Annotated in this window: 18 protein-coding genes; 9 read left to right on the top strand and 9 right to left on the bottom strand. The window is 66.5% G+C overall.

The annotated features are described in order from the left end of the window. Nucleotides 1–4: 4 nt before the first annotated feature. Both ACNQR1_RS07730 and ACNQR1_RS07725 read right to left on the bottom strand, forming a co-directional pair. Nucleotides 5–976 (bottom strand): OmpA family protein, encoded by a 972-nt coding sequence (locus ACNQR1_RS07730; RefSeq protein ID WP_418045248.1) that lies wholly within the window; start codon nt 974–976, stop codon nt 5–7. A 193-nt stretch (nt 977–1169) separates the two neighbouring features. Continuing rightward, nucleotides 1170–1532, bottom strand: coding sequence for an FKBP-type peptidyl-prolyl cis-trans isomerase (locus ACNQR1_RS07725; RefSeq protein ID WP_418045247.1), 363 nt, complete (start codon nt 1530–1532; stop codon nt 1170–1172). Between the two features lie 31 nt (nt 1533–1563). Between ACNQR1_RS07725 and ACNQR1_RS07720 the strand changes: the two genes are divergently transcribed. Together ACNQR1_RS07720 and ACNQR1_RS07715 are read left to right on the top strand one after the other, a co-directional pair. Beyond that, on the top strand, nt 1564–1812 hold the full coding sequence (locus tag ACNQR1_RS07720; protein WP_418045245.1) for a DUF2630 family protein: 249 nt from the start codon (nt 1564–1566) through the stop codon (nt 1810–1812). A gap of 15 nt (nt 1813–1827) precedes the next feature. Then, complete coding sequence (locus ACNQR1_RS07715) at nt 1828–3384, top strand: phytoene desaturase family protein (protein WP_418045243.1); 1557 nt, start codon at nt 1828–1830, stop codon at nt 3382–3384. A 10-nt stretch (nt 3385–3394) separates the two neighbouring features. Here ACNQR1_RS07715 and ACNQR1_RS07710 read toward each other — a convergent pair whose 3' ends face one another. Beyond that, nucleotides 3395–4171 carry a TetR/AcrR family transcriptional regulator gene (locus ACNQR1_RS07710; protein WP_418045241.1) on the bottom strand — a complete coding sequence of 259 codons (777 nt, stop codon included), beginning with the start codon at nt 4169–4171 and terminating at the stop codon, nt 3395–3397. Nucleotides 4172–4223: 52 nt separating this feature from the next. Here ACNQR1_RS07710 and ACNQR1_RS07705 point away from each other — a divergent pair, with 52 nt between their 5' ends. Continuing rightward, nucleotides 4224–4649 carry a nuclear transport factor 2 family protein gene (locus tag ACNQR1_RS07705; protein ID WP_418045239.1) on the top strand — a complete coding sequence of 142 codons (426 nt, stop codon included), beginning with the start codon at nt 4224–4226 and terminating at the stop codon, nt 4647–4649. 17 nt (nt 4650–4666) lie between these two features. Here ACNQR1_RS07705 and ACNQR1_RS07700 read toward each other — a convergent pair whose 3' ends face one another. Together ACNQR1_RS07700 and ACNQR1_RS07695 are read right to left on the bottom strand one after the other, a co-directional pair. Next, the gene (locus ACNQR1_RS07700; RefSeq protein ID WP_418045237.1) at nt 4667–5095 is read right to left on the bottom strand and encodes a MarR family winged helix-turn-helix transcriptional regulator; all 429 of its coding nucleotides are present in this window, start codon (nt 5093–5095) and stop codon (nt 4667–4669) included. Further along, nucleotides 5085–6539, bottom strand: coding sequence for an MFS transporter (locus ACNQR1_RS07695; protein ID WP_418045235.1), 1455 nt, complete (start codon nt 6537–6539; stop codon nt 5085–5087). Before ACNQR1_RS07695 ends, ACNQR1_RS07700 begins: the two co-directional genes overlap by 11 nt. A 106-nt stretch (nt 6540–6645) precedes the next feature. Between ACNQR1_RS07695 and ACNQR1_RS07690 the strand changes: the two genes are divergently transcribed. Together ACNQR1_RS07690 and ACNQR1_RS07685 are read left to right on the top strand one after the other, a co-directional pair. After that, on the top strand, nt 6646–7143 hold the full coding sequence (locus ACNQR1_RS07690) for a YbaK/EbsC family protein (RefSeq protein WP_418045233.1): 498 nt from the start codon (nt 6646–6648) through the stop codon (nt 7141–7143). A gap of 82 nt (nt 7144–7225) precedes the next feature. Continuing rightward, nucleotides 7226–8041: an alpha/beta fold hydrolase gene (locus tag ACNQR1_RS07685; protein WP_418045231.1), complete on the top strand. Its 816-nt coding sequence runs from the start codon at nt 7226–7228 to the stop codon at nt 8039–8041. A 75-nt stretch (nt 8042–8116) separates the two neighbouring features. On the opposite strand, the gene ACNQR1_RS07680 is transcribed toward ACNQR1_RS07685, so the two are convergent. The 4 genes from ACNQR1_RS07680 to pdxH form a co-directional block, all read right to left on the bottom strand. Further along, on the bottom strand, nt 8117–9421 hold the full coding sequence (locus ACNQR1_RS07680) for a citrate synthase (RefSeq protein ID WP_418045229.1): 1305 nt from the start codon (nt 9419–9421) through the stop codon (nt 8117–8119). Nucleotides 9422–9512: 91 nt separating this feature from the next. Next, nucleotides 9513–10118: a TetR family transcriptional regulator gene (locus tag ACNQR1_RS07675; protein WP_418050312.1), complete on the bottom strand. Its 606-nt coding sequence runs from the start codon at nt 10116–10118 to the stop codon at nt 9513–9515. Nucleotides 10119–10265: 147 nt separating this feature from the next. Then, nucleotides 10266–11567: an MFS transporter gene (locus tag ACNQR1_RS07670; RefSeq protein WP_418045227.1), complete on the bottom strand. Its 1302-nt coding sequence runs from the start codon at nt 11565–11567 to the stop codon at nt 10266–10268. A gap of 30 nt (nt 11568–11597) precedes the next feature. Further along, the gene (gene pdxH, locus ACNQR1_RS07665) at nt 11598–12257 is read right to left on the bottom strand and encodes a pyridoxamine 5'-phosphate oxidase (RefSeq protein ID WP_418050311.1); all 660 of its coding nucleotides are present in this window, start codon (nt 12255–12257) and stop codon (nt 11598–11600) included. 95 nt (nt 12258–12352) lie between these two features. Between pdxH and ACNQR1_RS07660 the strand changes: the two genes are divergently transcribed. The 4 genes from ACNQR1_RS07660 (at nt 12353) to ACNQR1_RS07645 (ending at nt 15305) form a co-directional block, all read left to right on the top strand. Further along, nucleotides 12353–13471 (top strand): citrate synthase 2, encoded by a 1119-nt coding sequence (locus ACNQR1_RS07660; protein ID WP_418045225.1) that lies wholly within the window; start codon nt 12353–12355, stop codon nt 13469–13471. After that, nucleotides 13468–14082: a maleylpyruvate isomerase N-terminal domain-containing protein gene (locus ACNQR1_RS07655; RefSeq protein WP_418045223.1), complete on the top strand. Its 615-nt coding sequence runs from the start codon at nt 13468–13470 to the stop codon at nt 14080–14082. Before ACNQR1_RS07660 ends, ACNQR1_RS07655 begins: the two co-directional genes overlap by 4 nt. A 191-nt stretch (nt 14083–14273) precedes the next feature. Next, nucleotides 14274–14726, top strand: coding sequence for a VOC family protein (locus tag ACNQR1_RS07650; RefSeq protein ID WP_418045221.1), 453 nt, complete (start codon nt 14274–14276; stop codon nt 14724–14726). Between the two features lie 36 nt (nt 14727–14762). After that, a complete protein-coding gene (locus ACNQR1_RS07645) occupies nt 14763–15305 on the top strand; it encodes a GNAT family N-acetyltransferase (RefSeq protein ID WP_418045220.1) in 543 nt (180 codons plus the stop codon).

Genomic DNA, 15305 nt, shown 5'->3' with positions numbered 1-15305 from the left:
CTCCCTAATTGACCGTGATCTCGACACGGCGGTTCTGCGCCTTGCCTTCGGGGGTGTCATTACTGGCGATTGGATTCGCCGAACCCGCGCCGGACGACGTCACGTGATCGGCCGCCAGACCCTGCGAAACCAGATAATCGGCAACAGCTTTGGCGCGGTTGCCGCTCAGCGGGATGTTGATCGCGTCATTGCCCGAGCTGTCGGTGTAGCCGGTGACGGCCACCTTCGCGCCTTCGCACGACTTGAGCTTGTCGGCCACCTGCGACAACAACTGCTGCGAGGAGGAGGCCACGACGAACCCGTCGGTGCTGAAGTTGATCGGGGTACGCAGCAGTGCACTCACATCGCCCTGCAGCGCCGCGCAGGGTCCGGGCGTGCCACCGGGAGCACCGGGCGCACCGGGCGCAGGAGGCGCAGGAGGCGCCGGCGCGGCAGCGACCTGAATGTTGTTGACGAGCTTGATGTTCGGCCACGCCGCCTTTGCGGCGGCCTCGACCGCGTCACGCACCTGCGCCGACGGCGCGGTACCGGTCAGTGTCAGCGTGTCACCCTCGACGCTGAAGTTGAAATCCGGAATACCCTCGGCCGCTGCGTCGAACACCTTGCCCAGGGCCGACACATCGGGAGTGCTCACTCCCGGACGCAGATTCAGGTTGTCGATCAGATTGACGTCCGCACCGAATTTTCCGCGCAGCCAATCCAACAGCGAAGTCTTGGCGGCCGCGTCGGGCAGATCACCGGTGAGGGTGAAGTCGTTGCCGTTCCGGGCGATGGACAACGGCGCGAACGAGAGATTCGGCAAATTGACGTTGGGCGCGTTCACATTGGGGGCATTCACGTCCGGAGCGGTCAATGTGGCCGTGGGATTCACGTCGGGAAGGGTGACGTCAGCGTTCTTGTTCGAGCGGTCGAGTCCGCCCCATCCGATCAGCCCCAGCAACAATGGAACTGCCGCCAGCGCCAACAACCAACCCATACCTGGTGGTCGTCGATATAACTTGGAGGCTGTTTGCCAGCCTGTGATTGTCCGAGATTCGTCCGAACCCGACATTTTGGGCACTCCCTGAAGTCGACGAACAGTTATCTACAGCAGCGAAACAGGTTGACGGTAGCAGCAAATGGAAATTGACGGTTAGGTTCGGCCAATACTTTCCGAACTCATGGAAACGTCAACGGGTGGCGAGCAGATCGATCACGAAGATCAGCGTCTTGCCCGAAAGCCGATGCCCCGAACCCGCCGGACCATAAGCCTGAGCGGGCGGAATGACCAGCTGACGCCGACCGCCGACCCGCATCCCGGGAATTCCGTCCTGCCAGCCCTGAATTAGGCCCCGCAATGGAAATTCAATGGATTCTCCGCGATTCCACGAGCTGTCGAACTCCTCACCGGAGTCGTATTCGACGCCCACGTAGTGCACCTCGACGGTGGCACCGGGCACTGCTTCGGGGCCGTCGCCGACCACCAGGTCGGTGATGACCAATTCAGAAGGGGCAGGTCCGTCCGGAAACTCGATGTCAGGTTTTGTACTCACCGGATCAACGGTAGTCCGGCAGACTGGTCGTGTGGCCAAAGATCAGGACATCCTCGCCGAAGTTCACCGGCTCGTTGCCGAAGAGCAGGAGCTCCGGACCAAACTGCAGCGACGGGAAATCGACGAATCCGAAGAGCAAAAACGACTGAGATCACTGGAAGTCGCCCTCGACCAGTGTTGGGACCTGTTGCGGCAGCGTCGTGCGCTGCGTGACACGGGACAGGATCCAGGCCTGGCCCAGAAACGCGGGGCCGACGAGGTCGAAGGCTATCGAGGCTGACCGACAGGACGTGACGTGACAGAAGAGGCGTTGGACGCCGTCATCATCGGCGGCGGGCACAACGGCTTGGTGGCCGCTGCCTACCTGGCCCGGGCGGGCCGCCGGGTTCAGGTGCTCGAACGCCTCGACCACGTAGGCGGCGCAGCGGTTTCGGCACACGCCTTCGACGGTGTGGATGCCCGCCTGTCGCGGTACTCCTACCTGGTAAGCCTGCTGCCCCAACGCATCATCGACGACCTGGGAGCCCGAATCCGGCTGTCGCGGCGCCGAATCTCGTCCTACACGCCGGATCCGGCCACCGGCGGCGCGACCGGGCTGCTCGTCGGCCCGCAGCCGACATTCGATGCGATCGGCGCAGGCACCGACGCGGCCGGGTTCGGAGACTTCTACCGCCGCTGCGGTCTGATCACTTCCCGGATCTGGCCGACGCTGCTGCAACCGCTGCGCAGCCGGGCCGAGATGCGCCGCGACGTCCTCGGCGGACAGGGCACCGAAGCCGCCGCGGCCTGGGAGGCAATGATCGAACGGCCGATCGGCGAGGCGATCACCACCGCGGTGTCGCACGATCTGGTGCGCGGCGTGATGGCCACCGACGCCCTGATCGGCACGTTCGCTGCCGTCGACGATCCGTCGCTGATCCAGAACGTCTGCTTTCTCTACCATCTCATCGGCGGCGGCACCGGCGACTGGGACGTGCCGGTCGGTGGGATGGGTGCGGTGAGCGGCGCCCTGGCCGCCGCCGCAGCCGGATTCGGTGCCGAAATCATCACCGGTGCCGACGTTTACGCGGTCGATCCCGATGGGGAGGTGCGCTATCGGAAGGGCGGATCCGCGCGGCGGGTAGCCGCCGAGCGGGTGCTGGCCAATGTCACCCCGGCAGTGCTCGCCGGCCTGCTCGGCGAACCGGCCCCCGAGACCGCTCCCGGCTCGCAGGTGAAGGTCAACCTGATGTTGCGCCGACTGCCCCGGCTTCGCGACGAACATGTCACGCCGGAGCAGGCATTCGGCGGCACGTTCCACATCAACGAGACCTTCAGCCAGCTGGCCGGCGCCTACGACACCGCAGCCGCCGGGCGTGTCCCCGATCCGCTCCCCTGCGAAATCTATTGTCACTCCTTGACCGATCCCAGCATTCTCTCCGAGGACCTGCGCGCCTCGGGGGCACAGACGCTGACCGTCTTCGGTCTGCACACCCCGCACTCACTGGCCGCGGGCGATCCGGACCGGACGCGCGACCGGCTCACGTCGGCGGTACTGAACTCGCTCAATTCGGTTCTGGCCGAACCTATTCAGGATGTGCTCATGGAGGACGACGCCGGCCGGCTGTGTATCGAGTCCAAGACCACCGCCGATCTGGAACAGGCCCTCGGCATGACCGCGGGCAACATCTTCCACGGCGCGCTGCGGTGGCCGTTCGCCGAGGACGACACCGCACTGGAGACACCGGCCCAGCGTTGGGGTGTGGCCACCGCGCATGACCGGATCCTGTTGTGCGGCTCGGGTTCGGTGCGCGGCGGTGCCGTCTCCGGCATCGGTGGGCACAACGCCGCGATGGCGGTGCTCGAGACCTGAGGCGACGATCTCAGTCCGTGTCGATGAGGCCGGCCAGCCCGTCCAGCACCCGAGCCAGCCCGAACTCATAGGCGTGCGCGGCGCTGTAGGCGGCGTCGTACGCCTGACCGGCCGTCGTCCCCACCCGCGAGGCCAACGGATACCTGTCGCCGTCCATGACACGTTCCAGCAGTGGGCCGACGCGTTCCCACCACTGCCCGTCACTCTGGCCGCTGTCTGCTGCGGCCCGCCGTGAATCGATGGCGATCCGGGCGACGGAGTTCACGAATCCCAGTACGTACGTCAGCGCCGAATCCATGTCGAGGTCACTCAGCCCGAGTGAATCGAACGCGCTGAGCTCGTGTTCATACTTGGCCATCATGCCCGGGCCCAGCGGCGGTCGGGTCGTGGGCAGGTAGGTGACCCAAGGGTGTCTCTCGAACATCGCGAGGTTGTCCTCAGCGATGATGGAAACCTTTTCCCGCCAAGGCTTTCCGGCAAGGTCGCGGCGCGGCATCCGGCGATAGACGGTGTCGACCATCAAGTCCAGCAGTTCAGCCTTGCCCGGCACGTAGGTGTAGGTGGCCATCGGCGTGACGCCCAGTCGCACGGCGACCGCCCGCATCGTGAGCGCGTCGAGGCCGTCCGCATCGGCGATCTGGATGGCGGCGTCGATCACCGCGTCCACCGTCGTGCGTTGTTTCGGGCCACGGGCGCGGGCACCCTGGCCGGGCTCACGCCAGAACAGTTCGAGCGTGCGTACCGGATCGCCGGCACTGCTGCGGTCCCCACCTGCACGTTCTCGCACGTCGGCATCCTCTCTGTACTATGTACAGTGTACTACGTACAGAATAATGCCGATGCCAAGGAGCACGATGGTGACCATGCCGCAGGCCTGCGAATTCACCCCCACCGCCGCTGACGTCGAGTCGGTGCTGGCCTGGTTCGCCCACTACGACGCACTGGCGGTGAACAAGGACGTCGAGGGCATGGCGGATCAGGCGATGTTTCCGCTCAACGAGGTGACCGACGGGAGCGCCGAGTCCGTCGAGCGGGCCGGTTTCGTCGCGCAGATGGCCGAACAGTTGGGCCAAAGCACCGATTTCACCATGGAGTCGACACGCACGCCGCATTTCATCAACGAGAACCTGGTGTTCGTCATCACCGACGCGACGTTCACCGCCGACGGGTTCAGCCAGCAGGTCCGCTACGGCGACCTGCTGGTCAAGTGCGACGGCGACTGGAGGTTCCAGACCATGGTCCAGGGCGGGTGGGGCGAGGGCTGATCCCCCGGTCGGCGCAGCTAGGGCGCGGTGATCTTGCCCAGGATCGCCCGCAAGGTTTCGAGGTCCCCGGCGTCGAGCGCTGCGAGCGCTTCCGGCGCCGGGTCCTCGACCTGTTCGATAAGCGCCAGCAGTGCCCGCCCGGCGTCGGTGAGCGATACCAGCTTGCTACGACGGTTGGCCGGGTCGATCGCACGCACCACCAACCCCCGCTCCTCAAGATCGTTGACCGCGACCGTGGCGGCCGGGGCATCGACCGTGGCCGCATAGGCCAGTTGCTTGACCGTCAGCGGTTCGCGCGCCAGCCGTTTCAGGATGCGGATACGGCTGAACGGCAGACCCGTCCGGTCGATCACCGCGCGCCGCCAGCCGTCGCGGTGATCGAACACCAAGGCGGTCAGGGCACGCCACACCTCGTCTGCCAACGCGGACTGCCGATCACCGGACATGGGTCACCTCCGGTACGTGGTGCTGACCGATCAGCGGGACCAGCTTCTGCGCGGAGCGCAGAGCCCACGGCGTGGTCGAGATCACGCCGAGGGCGAAGATCACCAAACCCAGTGCGGCACAGACGAACCACAGTGGACGAGCGGCGGCGGCGAAATCCACACCGGTCCCGGCCAGCGCCGCACCTGCGACCGAACCGCACAGGGCGACGCCCACACTCACGCCGACCTGGCGACTGGTGGAGGCCACCGCAGAAGCCGCACCGGCCCGATCCAGCGGCATCCCGCTGACCGCCGTGGTGGTGATCGGTGCGTTGACCATCGAGAAGCCGATGCCGAACACCGCGAACATGACCAGCAGCTGCCACACCGGGGTGTCGCCCGTCAGCCGGGTCAGCAGAACGGTGGCGACGGTGATCGTCGCACCCGACACCAGCAGCGAGGGCCGGCTGCCGTACCGGCCGACCAGCCGGCCCGACAGCGGCGAGAAGACCAGCGCACCCACCGCGACCGGCAGGTAGATCAAGCCGGTGTGCATCGCGGAGTAACCACGTTCGGTCTGCAGGTAGAGCGACATCATGAACAGGAACGCGCCGTACGCGGCGAACGCACAGACCGCGATCAGGGTGGCCGAGGCGAACGGCACGCTGCGGAAGAAGCGCAGATCGATGAAAGGGTCCCTGCGGCGCGATTCGTAGCGCAGGAACGCCACCAGGGCCATGAGAGCGATGGCTGCAACGGCGAGGGTGCGCGGATCGGTCCAGCCGAATCCCGGACCCTCGATGAGCACGAAGACGACGCCGAACAGGAATGCCACGCCCAGCGCCTGGCCGACAGGATCGAGATCCCGCATGGTCGCCGACCTGGACTCGGGCACGAAGATCGCGGTGAGCACCACGGCAAGCGCGCAGATCGGCAGGTTGATCCAGAACACCGCACGCCAGTCCACGTACTGGATCAGCGCCCCGCCCACGATCGGGCCCAGCGCCATCGAGATGCCGACCACCCCGCCCCAGACACCGATCGCGCGGGCCCGCTCCACCCGACCGGTGAACACCTGGGTGATGATCGACATGGCCACCGGGTTGAGCATGGAACCGCCGATGGCCTGCAGGAAGCGGGCCGCGATGAGGGTTTCGATGTTGGGTGCCAGGCTGCACAGCAGCGAGGCCACCGCGAAGATCGTCAGCCCCAACTGGAATGTCCGCCTGCGACCGAACCGGTCACCGGTGGCGCCGGCCAGCAACAGCAGCGAGGCCAGCACCAGCGTGTAGACGTCGACGATCCACTGCAACTGCGACGGTGACGCGCCCAGATCGTCGCGGATGCTGGGGATCGCGACGTTGACGATGGTGGCGTCCATCGACACGATCAGCAGGCTCAGGCAGCACGAGACGAGGATGATCGCCTTGCGCCGTGCGCTGAGCGAGCCGATAGTTGTATTCACACAACTATTGTGAAACTACAACTATGGTTCTGGCAAGTCCGGCTGGGCAGGGACCTCCCCGCGATCGCGCCCTGACGGTGATGAACGGCGTTGTCCGCCACGAGAAATGGTGCTGGACATCAAGGAGACAATCGACCCTGTGAACGAACGGAACTCCCTCGTGGCCGCCGCAGTGGCCGCCGCGGGTATCGAGCCGGCCATCAAAATCCTCGACGCCGACGCCAAGACGGCCGCCGCAGCAGCCGAACAACTGGGCTGCGAGGTCGGGGCGATCGCCAACAGCCTGGTGTTCGAATGCGACGGCGAGCCGCTGCTGGTGATGGCCAGCGGTGCGGCCCGGGTCGACACCGGCGTCGTCGCCGACCATCTCGGGGCCTCCGTCATCCGCAAGGCCGATCCCGGGCTCGTGCGCAGCGCGACCGGACAGGTCATCGGCGGGGTTGCGCCCACCGGCCATCCGGCACCGCTGCGCACCGTCGTCGACCGGACACTGGCGACCTACCCGGTGATCTGGACGGCCGCGGGCACCGCGGACTCGGTCATGCCGCTGACCTACGCGCAGCTACTGGCACTCACCGGTGGTGTCCCGTTGGCGGTGCGCTGATTCCGGGCTGTCGACAGCTCGAATGTCTCGTTCCATCATGGGGTCTCGGACGGACACGGACACAGACAGGTCAGGAATTCGAATGACGTGGACATTGAGCAGATCGGCAGAGCTGAACGACGGAACCGTGCGGTGGGAAACCTTCGGTGGCGGAAAGCCGATCGTCCTCGTCCACGGCACGCCCTATTCGTCATACCTGTGGCGCGACGTCGCAATGGCGCTGGCCCGCCACGGCCGACAGGTCTTCGTCTTCGACCATCTCGGCTATGGCCAGTCAGACAAACACGACGGCCAAGACCTCACCCTCGCGGCGCAGGGGCGCAACTTCGCCGAGCTGCTACGTCAGTGGAACCTGCAGCGCCCCAGCGTGGTTGCATGTGACATCGGCGGCGCGATCGTGCTCCGGGCACTGCTGCTCGAACACGCCGCATTCTCGGATCTGACCCTGTTCGACGCCGTCACAGGGGGGACCTGGGAGCACGGCCTGTTCGCGCTGATCCGCGAACACCACAACGTCTTCGAGCAGCTTCCGCCGTATGCGCATGAAGCGCTGGTGACCGCACACCTACGCAACGGCACCCACCAGGGCTACCGCCCGGGCGTACTCGAAACGTATCTGGCACCATGGCTCGGACCCGACGGGCAGGCCGCGTTCTACCGGCAATACCGACAGCTCAGCCAAGACGACACCGCCGAATACGAGCATCTGCTCGGCACGATCGACATCCCCGTGACGCTGCTGTGGGGCCGTGACGATCAGATCATGCCCGCACCGCACGGGACGTGGATCGAGCAACGAGTCGCCAACTCGGGACTCACCTGGATCGACGACGCGGGTCACCTGCTGCCGGAGGACGCACCGGCGCAACTGATCGAGCGATTGACCCGGCCTCACTAGCGCAGGGCCGGCCGATACGAAAGCCCGGGAGCACAGGCCCCCGGGCTTTCGTATCGGCGTCAGCGCTTGTCGATGTCAGCGCTTGTTGATGTCCAGGTAATTGCGCTCGGTGTAGCCGGTGTAGATCTGGCGCGGGCGGCCGATCTTGTTGGGCTCCGAGTGCATCTCCCGCCAGTGCGCGATCCAGCCGGGCAGCCGGCCCAGCGCGAACAGCACGGTGAACATGCGGGTCGGGAAGCCCATCGCCCGGTAGATCACGCCGGTGTAGTAGTCGACGTTCGGGTAGAGCTTGCGCTCGACGAAGAAGTCGTCCGTCAACGCGATCTCTTCGAGCTGCTTGGCGATGTCGAGCAACTCGTCGTCGCCGCCCAGCTTGCCCAGGATCTTGTCGGCCTGCTCCTTGACGATGCGGGCGCGCGGATCGTAGTTCTTGTAGACCCGGTGACCGAAGCCCATCAGCTTCACGCCGTCTTCGCGGTTCTTGACCTTCTTGACGAAGGTCTGCACATCGTCGTCGCCGGTGCGGATCTTCTCCAGCATCTCCAGCACGGCCTGGTTGGCACCGCCGTGCAGCGGGCCCCACAGCGCGTTGATGCCGCCCGAGATCGAGGTGAACAGGTTGGCCTGCGACGAGCCCACCAACCGCACCGTCGAGGTCGAACAGTTCTGCTCGTGATCGGCATGCAGGATCAACAGCATGTCCAGCGCGCGGACGATCTCGGGATCCACCTCGTACGGCTCGGCCGGGAAGCCGAACGTCATCCGCAGGAAGTTCTCCACCAGCGTCAACGAGTTGTCCGGATACAGGAACGGCTGCCCCTCGGACTTCTTGTAGGCGTACGCCGCGATCGTCGGCAGCTTGGCCAGCAACCGGATGGTCGACAGCTCGACCTGCTTGTTGTCCAGCGGATCCAGCGAATCCTGGTAGTAGGCGCTCAGCGCGTTGACCGCACTCGACAGCACCGGCATCGGATGCGCGTTGCGCGGGAAGCCGTCGAAGAAGCGCTTGAGATCCTCGTGCAGCAGCGTGTGCCGCTGGATCTGGGTGGTGAACGCCTCCAACTGCTCGGCCGTCGGCAGCTCACCGTAAATCAGCAGGTAGCTGACCTCGATGAACGTCGAATTCTCGGCCAGCTGCTCGATCGGGATACCCCGGTAACGCAGGATCCCGGCATCACCGTCGATGTAGGTGATGGCGGACTTGGTGGAAGCGGTGTTGACGAACCCACCATCAAATGTGGTGTAGCCGGTCTTGGCCAGCAACGGACCAAGCGCGATGCCGTCACTGCCCTCGGTGGCATGGACGATATCGAGATCAATCTCGCCACCGGGGTACTTGAGAGTGGCAAGCTCCTGCCCACTCGACGGGTTTTCGGCCACGGGAATCCCTTCATCGTCCTGGGAACCGACAACTGCTCTACAAAAGGTAGTCGCAATCGATCAGCGCTGCCCGCGGGGGGTTACCAACGGGTCACTGCGAAGGGCTGAGCGCTTGGTCAGGGACCTGCTGAACGCCCGCTACAACAGCCAGGAAATCGGCGTACGTCGCCTTGATCTTGTCGACGATGTCATCGACGGTCACGCTGTCCCAATTTGCGCGAGATCCCAGCTCAGCGATGCCGGTCATGATGATCGAACCCCAGACGACGGCCGTCAGCTTGAGCCGGCGATCGTCGCCGGGCACCCCCATCCGCTTGGCCAGCACCACGTTGACCGCGTCCGCCCGGAACTCCGAGGCCGACTGCATGAGCGCCGGTGACGAGGTGATGATGCGCGCCGAAGCCAACAGCCGCTCAGAGGTCAGCTGGGTCGGCGACGCCGTCTTCGTGTTGAGGAACGCCTGCACGTGCGCCCGGTACAGCGCCTCGATATCCCCGATTCCGGCCGGTTGCGCGGCGAGCTCGAGCGCGACCATCGCGATCACCTCGTCGACGAACGCCAGGACGACGGCGTCCTTGGTCGCGAAGTAGCGGCTGAACGTGCGCGGGGACACATCGGCGACCGCGGCGATCTGCTCGACCGTGGTCTGCTCGAATCCCTGCCGGTCGCACAGATCGATGGCAGCCTCGATCAACATCGCGCGGGTCCGTTGTTTTTTACGCTCACGCAAACCCGTCTCGGCCTGCCGCACAACATCACCCACGAGTTCGGATGCTATCGCCCAAAGGACTGCTTTCCGGTCCTTTTCGGCAACTAAGTGGCGGAGAGTGCCATTCGCCGGTGGTCATACTTTGTCCGGCTCGGACTGTTCCTGCGGCGCGCTCGTGCTCACCCGATAGCGCACGAACGCCGGCACTGCGAGCGCCGCGATCACCACGCCGACGACCACCAATGCACCGCCACCGGCAGCGGCGACCGTCGTGCCCACCGCCGCCGCCGCCGCGCCGTGCAACGTGTCGGCCAGCCGCGGTCCGCCCGCCACCACGACCGTGAACACGCCCTGCAGGCGGCCGCGCAGCTCATCTGAGGCCGCCTGTTGCAGGATGGTCGACCGGAACGCGGCCGACACCATATCGGCGGCACCACCAATCGCCAAGAACGCCAAGGCAATCCACAACGCCAAACCAGCGGAACCGCCCGCCGACCCACCTGCGATACCGAACCCGACCATCGCCACGCCCCACACCACGATCGCGAGCACCACGGCCAGGCCCTGTCTGCGGATCCTCGGCAGCCAGCCCGAGAACACGCCACCGGCCACCGCACCCGCCGACATCGCCGCCGCCAGCAGCGCCATCGCCGTGCCACCCGACACCGGGCCGCCGAAACTCTCGTGCGCCATCTGGGGGAACAACGCGCGCGGCATCCCGAAGATCATCGCCACCAGGTCGACGACGAACGACATCAGCACCACGCGGTTGCCGGCCAGGTAGCGGAAGCCGTCGAGCACGGCCGTCAGGCCCCACCGCGACGCGCCTTCCTCTGTGCTCGCCGGCGGCATCGGCGCCAGCCGGAAGGTTGCCCAGATCGGAGCCAGACACGTCACGGCATCGATCAGATAGAGCGTGGACAGGTCCACCCAGTTGAGCAGGAATCCGGCCATCAGCGGGCCGACGATCGCCCCGAACTGCATGATCGTCATGTTCAGCGAGTTCGCCGCAGGTAACTGCTCCCCCGGCAGCATCCGCGGAATGGCCGCCGAACGCGTGGGGCTGTTGATCGCATAGAACGCCTGCTGCACACCCAGCAGACACAGCACCACCCACACGTTGTTCAGGGCCAGCGCGGCCTGCAGCCACAGCAGCACCGAGGCGCCGGCCAGACCGATAGACGCGATGATCAGCAGCAGCCTGCGGTCCATCGCGTCGGCCCAGGCACCGCCCCACAGCCCGAAGACCACCAGCGGTACGAGCGCGAACAGGCCGGACAAACCCACGTACGCCGAGTTCTCGGTGAGCACGTAAAGCTGCACCGGCACCGCGAAAATGGTGAGGTTCGCACCGATGACGGTCGGGATCCCGGCCAGCCACAGCCGCCGGAAATCCGGTGTGCGCAGCGGTGTGGTGTCGGCGAAGAACCTACGCACGACGGCGGGCGAACGAAGCGACGGGGGATGTCACGGCTGTAGGCGTTCGGCTTGCGCATCCCCTGATGCCGGCCCGCCGGCGAAGATCACGCGAATTCGGTTGTGTACCCGGTTCTCCCGGCCCTGCCAGAACTCCACGCTCTGCGGGGCGATCAGGTAGCCACCCCAGTTCGGCGGCACCGGAACGTCTTCGAGGTCCGCGAACCGCTCGGTCACCTCGGCGAGCTGGGCCATCAGTGCCTGACGCGACGCGATCGGGCCGGACTGCTGCGATGCCCAGGCTCCGAGCTGTGATCCTCGGGGGCGCTTGGACCAGTACTCCTCGGTGTCCTCACGGCTCACCTTGGTCACCGGACCGCGCACGTGTACCTGGCGTCCCAACTGATACCAGGGGAACGTCGCCGACGCGTAGGGATTCGTGGCCAGCTGTGTGCCCTTGGCCGAGTCATAGTTGGTGAAGAACGTGATGCCCGTCTCGTCCATGCTCTTGCACAACACCGTTCGGGTGACGGGTCTTCCCTCGTCGTCGGTGGTGCCCACCACCATGGCGTTGGGCTCGGCCACCCCGGCGCGGTAGGCGTCGGCCAGCCAGGTCCGCAGCAGCGTCAACCAGCCGATCGCCGGGTCCTCGCCGAGCCAGTCGACGTCAAGGTCGCCGCAGCCGTCCTTCTCGACGTAGTCCACGCGCATGGCAGCCAGGTCGTGGTCTTCGCGTTCGGGGGTCTGTCCGGAGGATCTTGCCACCGCGGTAACGCTACGCCTGAGCTTGGTGCAAGAATCTGGCCATGCCAGCTGTACCGGAGGACTTCGTTGCCGGCCTCGAAGGCGTCGTCGCCTTCACCACCGAGATCGCCGAGCCGGACAAGGACGGCGGCGCACTGCGCTACCGCGGCGTGGACATCGAAGAACTGGTGAGCCGCAGGGTCACCTTCGGAGATGTCTGGGGCCTGCTGGTCGACGGCAGCTTCGGCACGGGCCTGCCGCCGGCCGAGCCGTTCCCGCTGCCCATCCACAGCGGCGACGTGCGGGTGGACGTCCAGGCCGGCCTGGCCATGCTGGCACCGATCTGGGGCTATGCCCCGCTGCTGGACATCGACGACGCCACCGCCCGGGACCAGTTGGCCCGGGCCTCGGTGATGGCGCTCTCCTATGTCGCCCAGTCCGCCCGCGGCATCTACCAGCCCGCGGTGCCTCAGCGCACGATCGACGAATGCGACACGGTCACAGCGCGTTTCATGACGCGCTGGCAGGGCGATCCGGACCCGAGGCACGTCGAGGCGATTGACGCCTACTGGGTCACCGCCGCCGAGCACGGGATGAACGCGTCGACGTTCACCGCCCGGGTGATCGCCTCCACCGGCGCGGACGTCGCAGCGTCGCTGTCTGGTGCGGTGGGCGCGATGAGCGGACCGCTGCACGGCGGGGCCCCGGCCCGGGTGCTCCCGATGATCGAAGAAGTCGAGAAGACCGGTGACGCACGCGCGGTGGTCAAGGCCATCCTGGATCGCGGCGACAAGCTGATGGGCTTCGGACACCGCGTGTACCGCGCGGAAGATCCTCGGGCGCGGGTACTGCGGGCCACCGCCAAACGCCTTGAGGCGCCCCGCTACGAGGTGGCCGCCGCACTGGAGCAGGCCGCACTGGCCGAGCTTCGTGAGCGCCGCCCGGACCGGGCCATCGAGACCAACGTGGAGTTCTGGGCCGCGGTGATCCTGGACTTCGCCCAGGTGCCCGCCTCGATGATGCCCGCGATGTTCACCTGCGGGCGGACCGCCGGATGGTGTGCGCACATCCTCGAACAGAAACGGCTCGGTAAGCTCGTGCGCCCGGCCGCCATCTATGTCGGCCCCGAACCGCGCAGCGTGGAGTCGGTCGCCGGATGGGACAAGATCGCCAACGCATGACCGCCGGCCGCGACGTATTCGCCTCTGCAGCACACGCTTTCGCCCGACTGGTGCAGGTGCTGCCGGCGGACTCGTTCGACGGGCCCGGCCTGGGCGAGTGGGATCTACGCGCCCTGGTGGGCCACACCTCGCGCTCGCTGATCACCGTCAGCACGTATCTGCAGGCCCCTGCATCGACGGCCGATCTGACCGGTCCGGTGGAGTACTACGCGGCCATGCGGGGGTTCATGTCCGACGCCGGCGCCGAGGCGATCATCGAGCGCGGCAGACAGGCCGGGCGCGATCTGGGCTCCGATCCGGCCGCCGCGGTGGACGCGCTGGCGAGCCGGGCTCTGGACGACATCGACGATGCGGGCGATCCGCTGATCACCGTCATCGGGGGGTTCGGCATCCGGTTGAGCCACTACCTGCCCACCCGCGTCTTCGAGCTCGCCGTCCACAGCCTCGATATCGCCAGGGCCACAGGCCTTTCGGCAGACCTGCCGGCTGAAGTACTCGAGGCGGCCGGGGTGCTCGCGACGCAGATCGCGGTGGAGCTGGGCGAGGGCGAGGCCGTGTTGATGGCGCTGACCGGACGGGCCGAGCTGCCGCGGACGTTCTCCGTCACCTGACTTCGTGCGCTTGGGCCACCGGCCGCCGAAACTACGGCTTCTGACGAGTTCAGGGCCATTTTCGTCACAAAGCGTACTTTCGCGGTTCGTGCGCCTGTCAGACCCCGGTGGTTGCATGGGACGTGTCCGGCGATGAGATCCGCCCGCCGCGTGGGTCTGCATTGAGTCCGCTCACTGATCAGGAGAAGAACATGGCGATCGAAGTTACCCCCGCAGTCATCCCCCATCTGGTTGTCGACGACGCCGCCGCGGCAATCGATTTCTACGTCAAGGCATTCGGCGCCACCGAATTGGGCCGGGTGCCGGGGCCGGACGGCAAGCTGATTCATGCCGCGCTCACCATCAACGGCTCCACGGTGATGCTCAACGACGACTTCCCCGACTACAACGACGGCAAGTCGTCGACGCCCAAGGCGCTGGGCGGCACCCCGGTGACCATCCACCTCACGGTGACCGATGTCGAGGAGAAATTCGCCCGCGCGGTCAAGGCGGGTGCCGAGGTGGTTGCCGAGCTGGCGGACCAGTTCTGGGGTGACCGGTACGGCGTCGTGCGCGACCCGTTCGGGCACCAGTGGTCACTCGGGCAGCCCGTCCGCGAGGTCAGCATGGACGAGATCGAGCAGGCGATGAAGTCAGGGCAGTAATCCGGAGCCCCAGCACGCAGGTGGCATCCTGAGCAGGTGATCGAGGTCCGGATCGCCGAGCCCGCCGAGCTGAGCCGTGACGTCCTGAGCTCGGCGGAACTGCTGGTCCGCGCGGCCTTCGGTGACGGGTTCCGCGAGTACGACTGGCTGCACGGTGTCGACGGCGTGCACGTGTTGGTCAGCGAGGATCACGAATTGCTGGCCCACGCGGCGGTGGTGACCCGCACCCTGCGCCACGGGGACGACACCTTCGACACGGGCTACGTCGAAGGTGTCGCCGTGCGCGGCGACCAGCAGGGCCGCGGCCTGGGCCGCCTGGTGATGGACCACACCGAAGCCCTCATCCGGACGCGGCACGGCATCGGTGCGCTCAACGCCGTGCAGAGCGCCGCCGCGTTCTACGCCGGCCGGGGCTGGCAACTCTGGGAGGGACCGACCCGGGCCGATACCCCCGACGGGATCGTCGACACCTACGACCCCGACGACCGGATCTTCCTGCTGTCGACCGACCCCGCGGCTCGCGATCTCGCGACGTCGGTGCCCCTGATCTGCGACTGGCGCGCCGGCGACCTCTGGTAG

Source organism: Mycobacterium sp. 48b (genome assembly GCF_048282725.1).
Classification (GTDB): Bacteria; Actinomycetota; Actinomycetes; order Mycobacteriales; family Mycobacteriaceae; genus Mycobacterium.
Note: the sequence above shows the minus strand (reverse complement) of the source record. Positions and strands in the feature narration are given on the sequence as shown.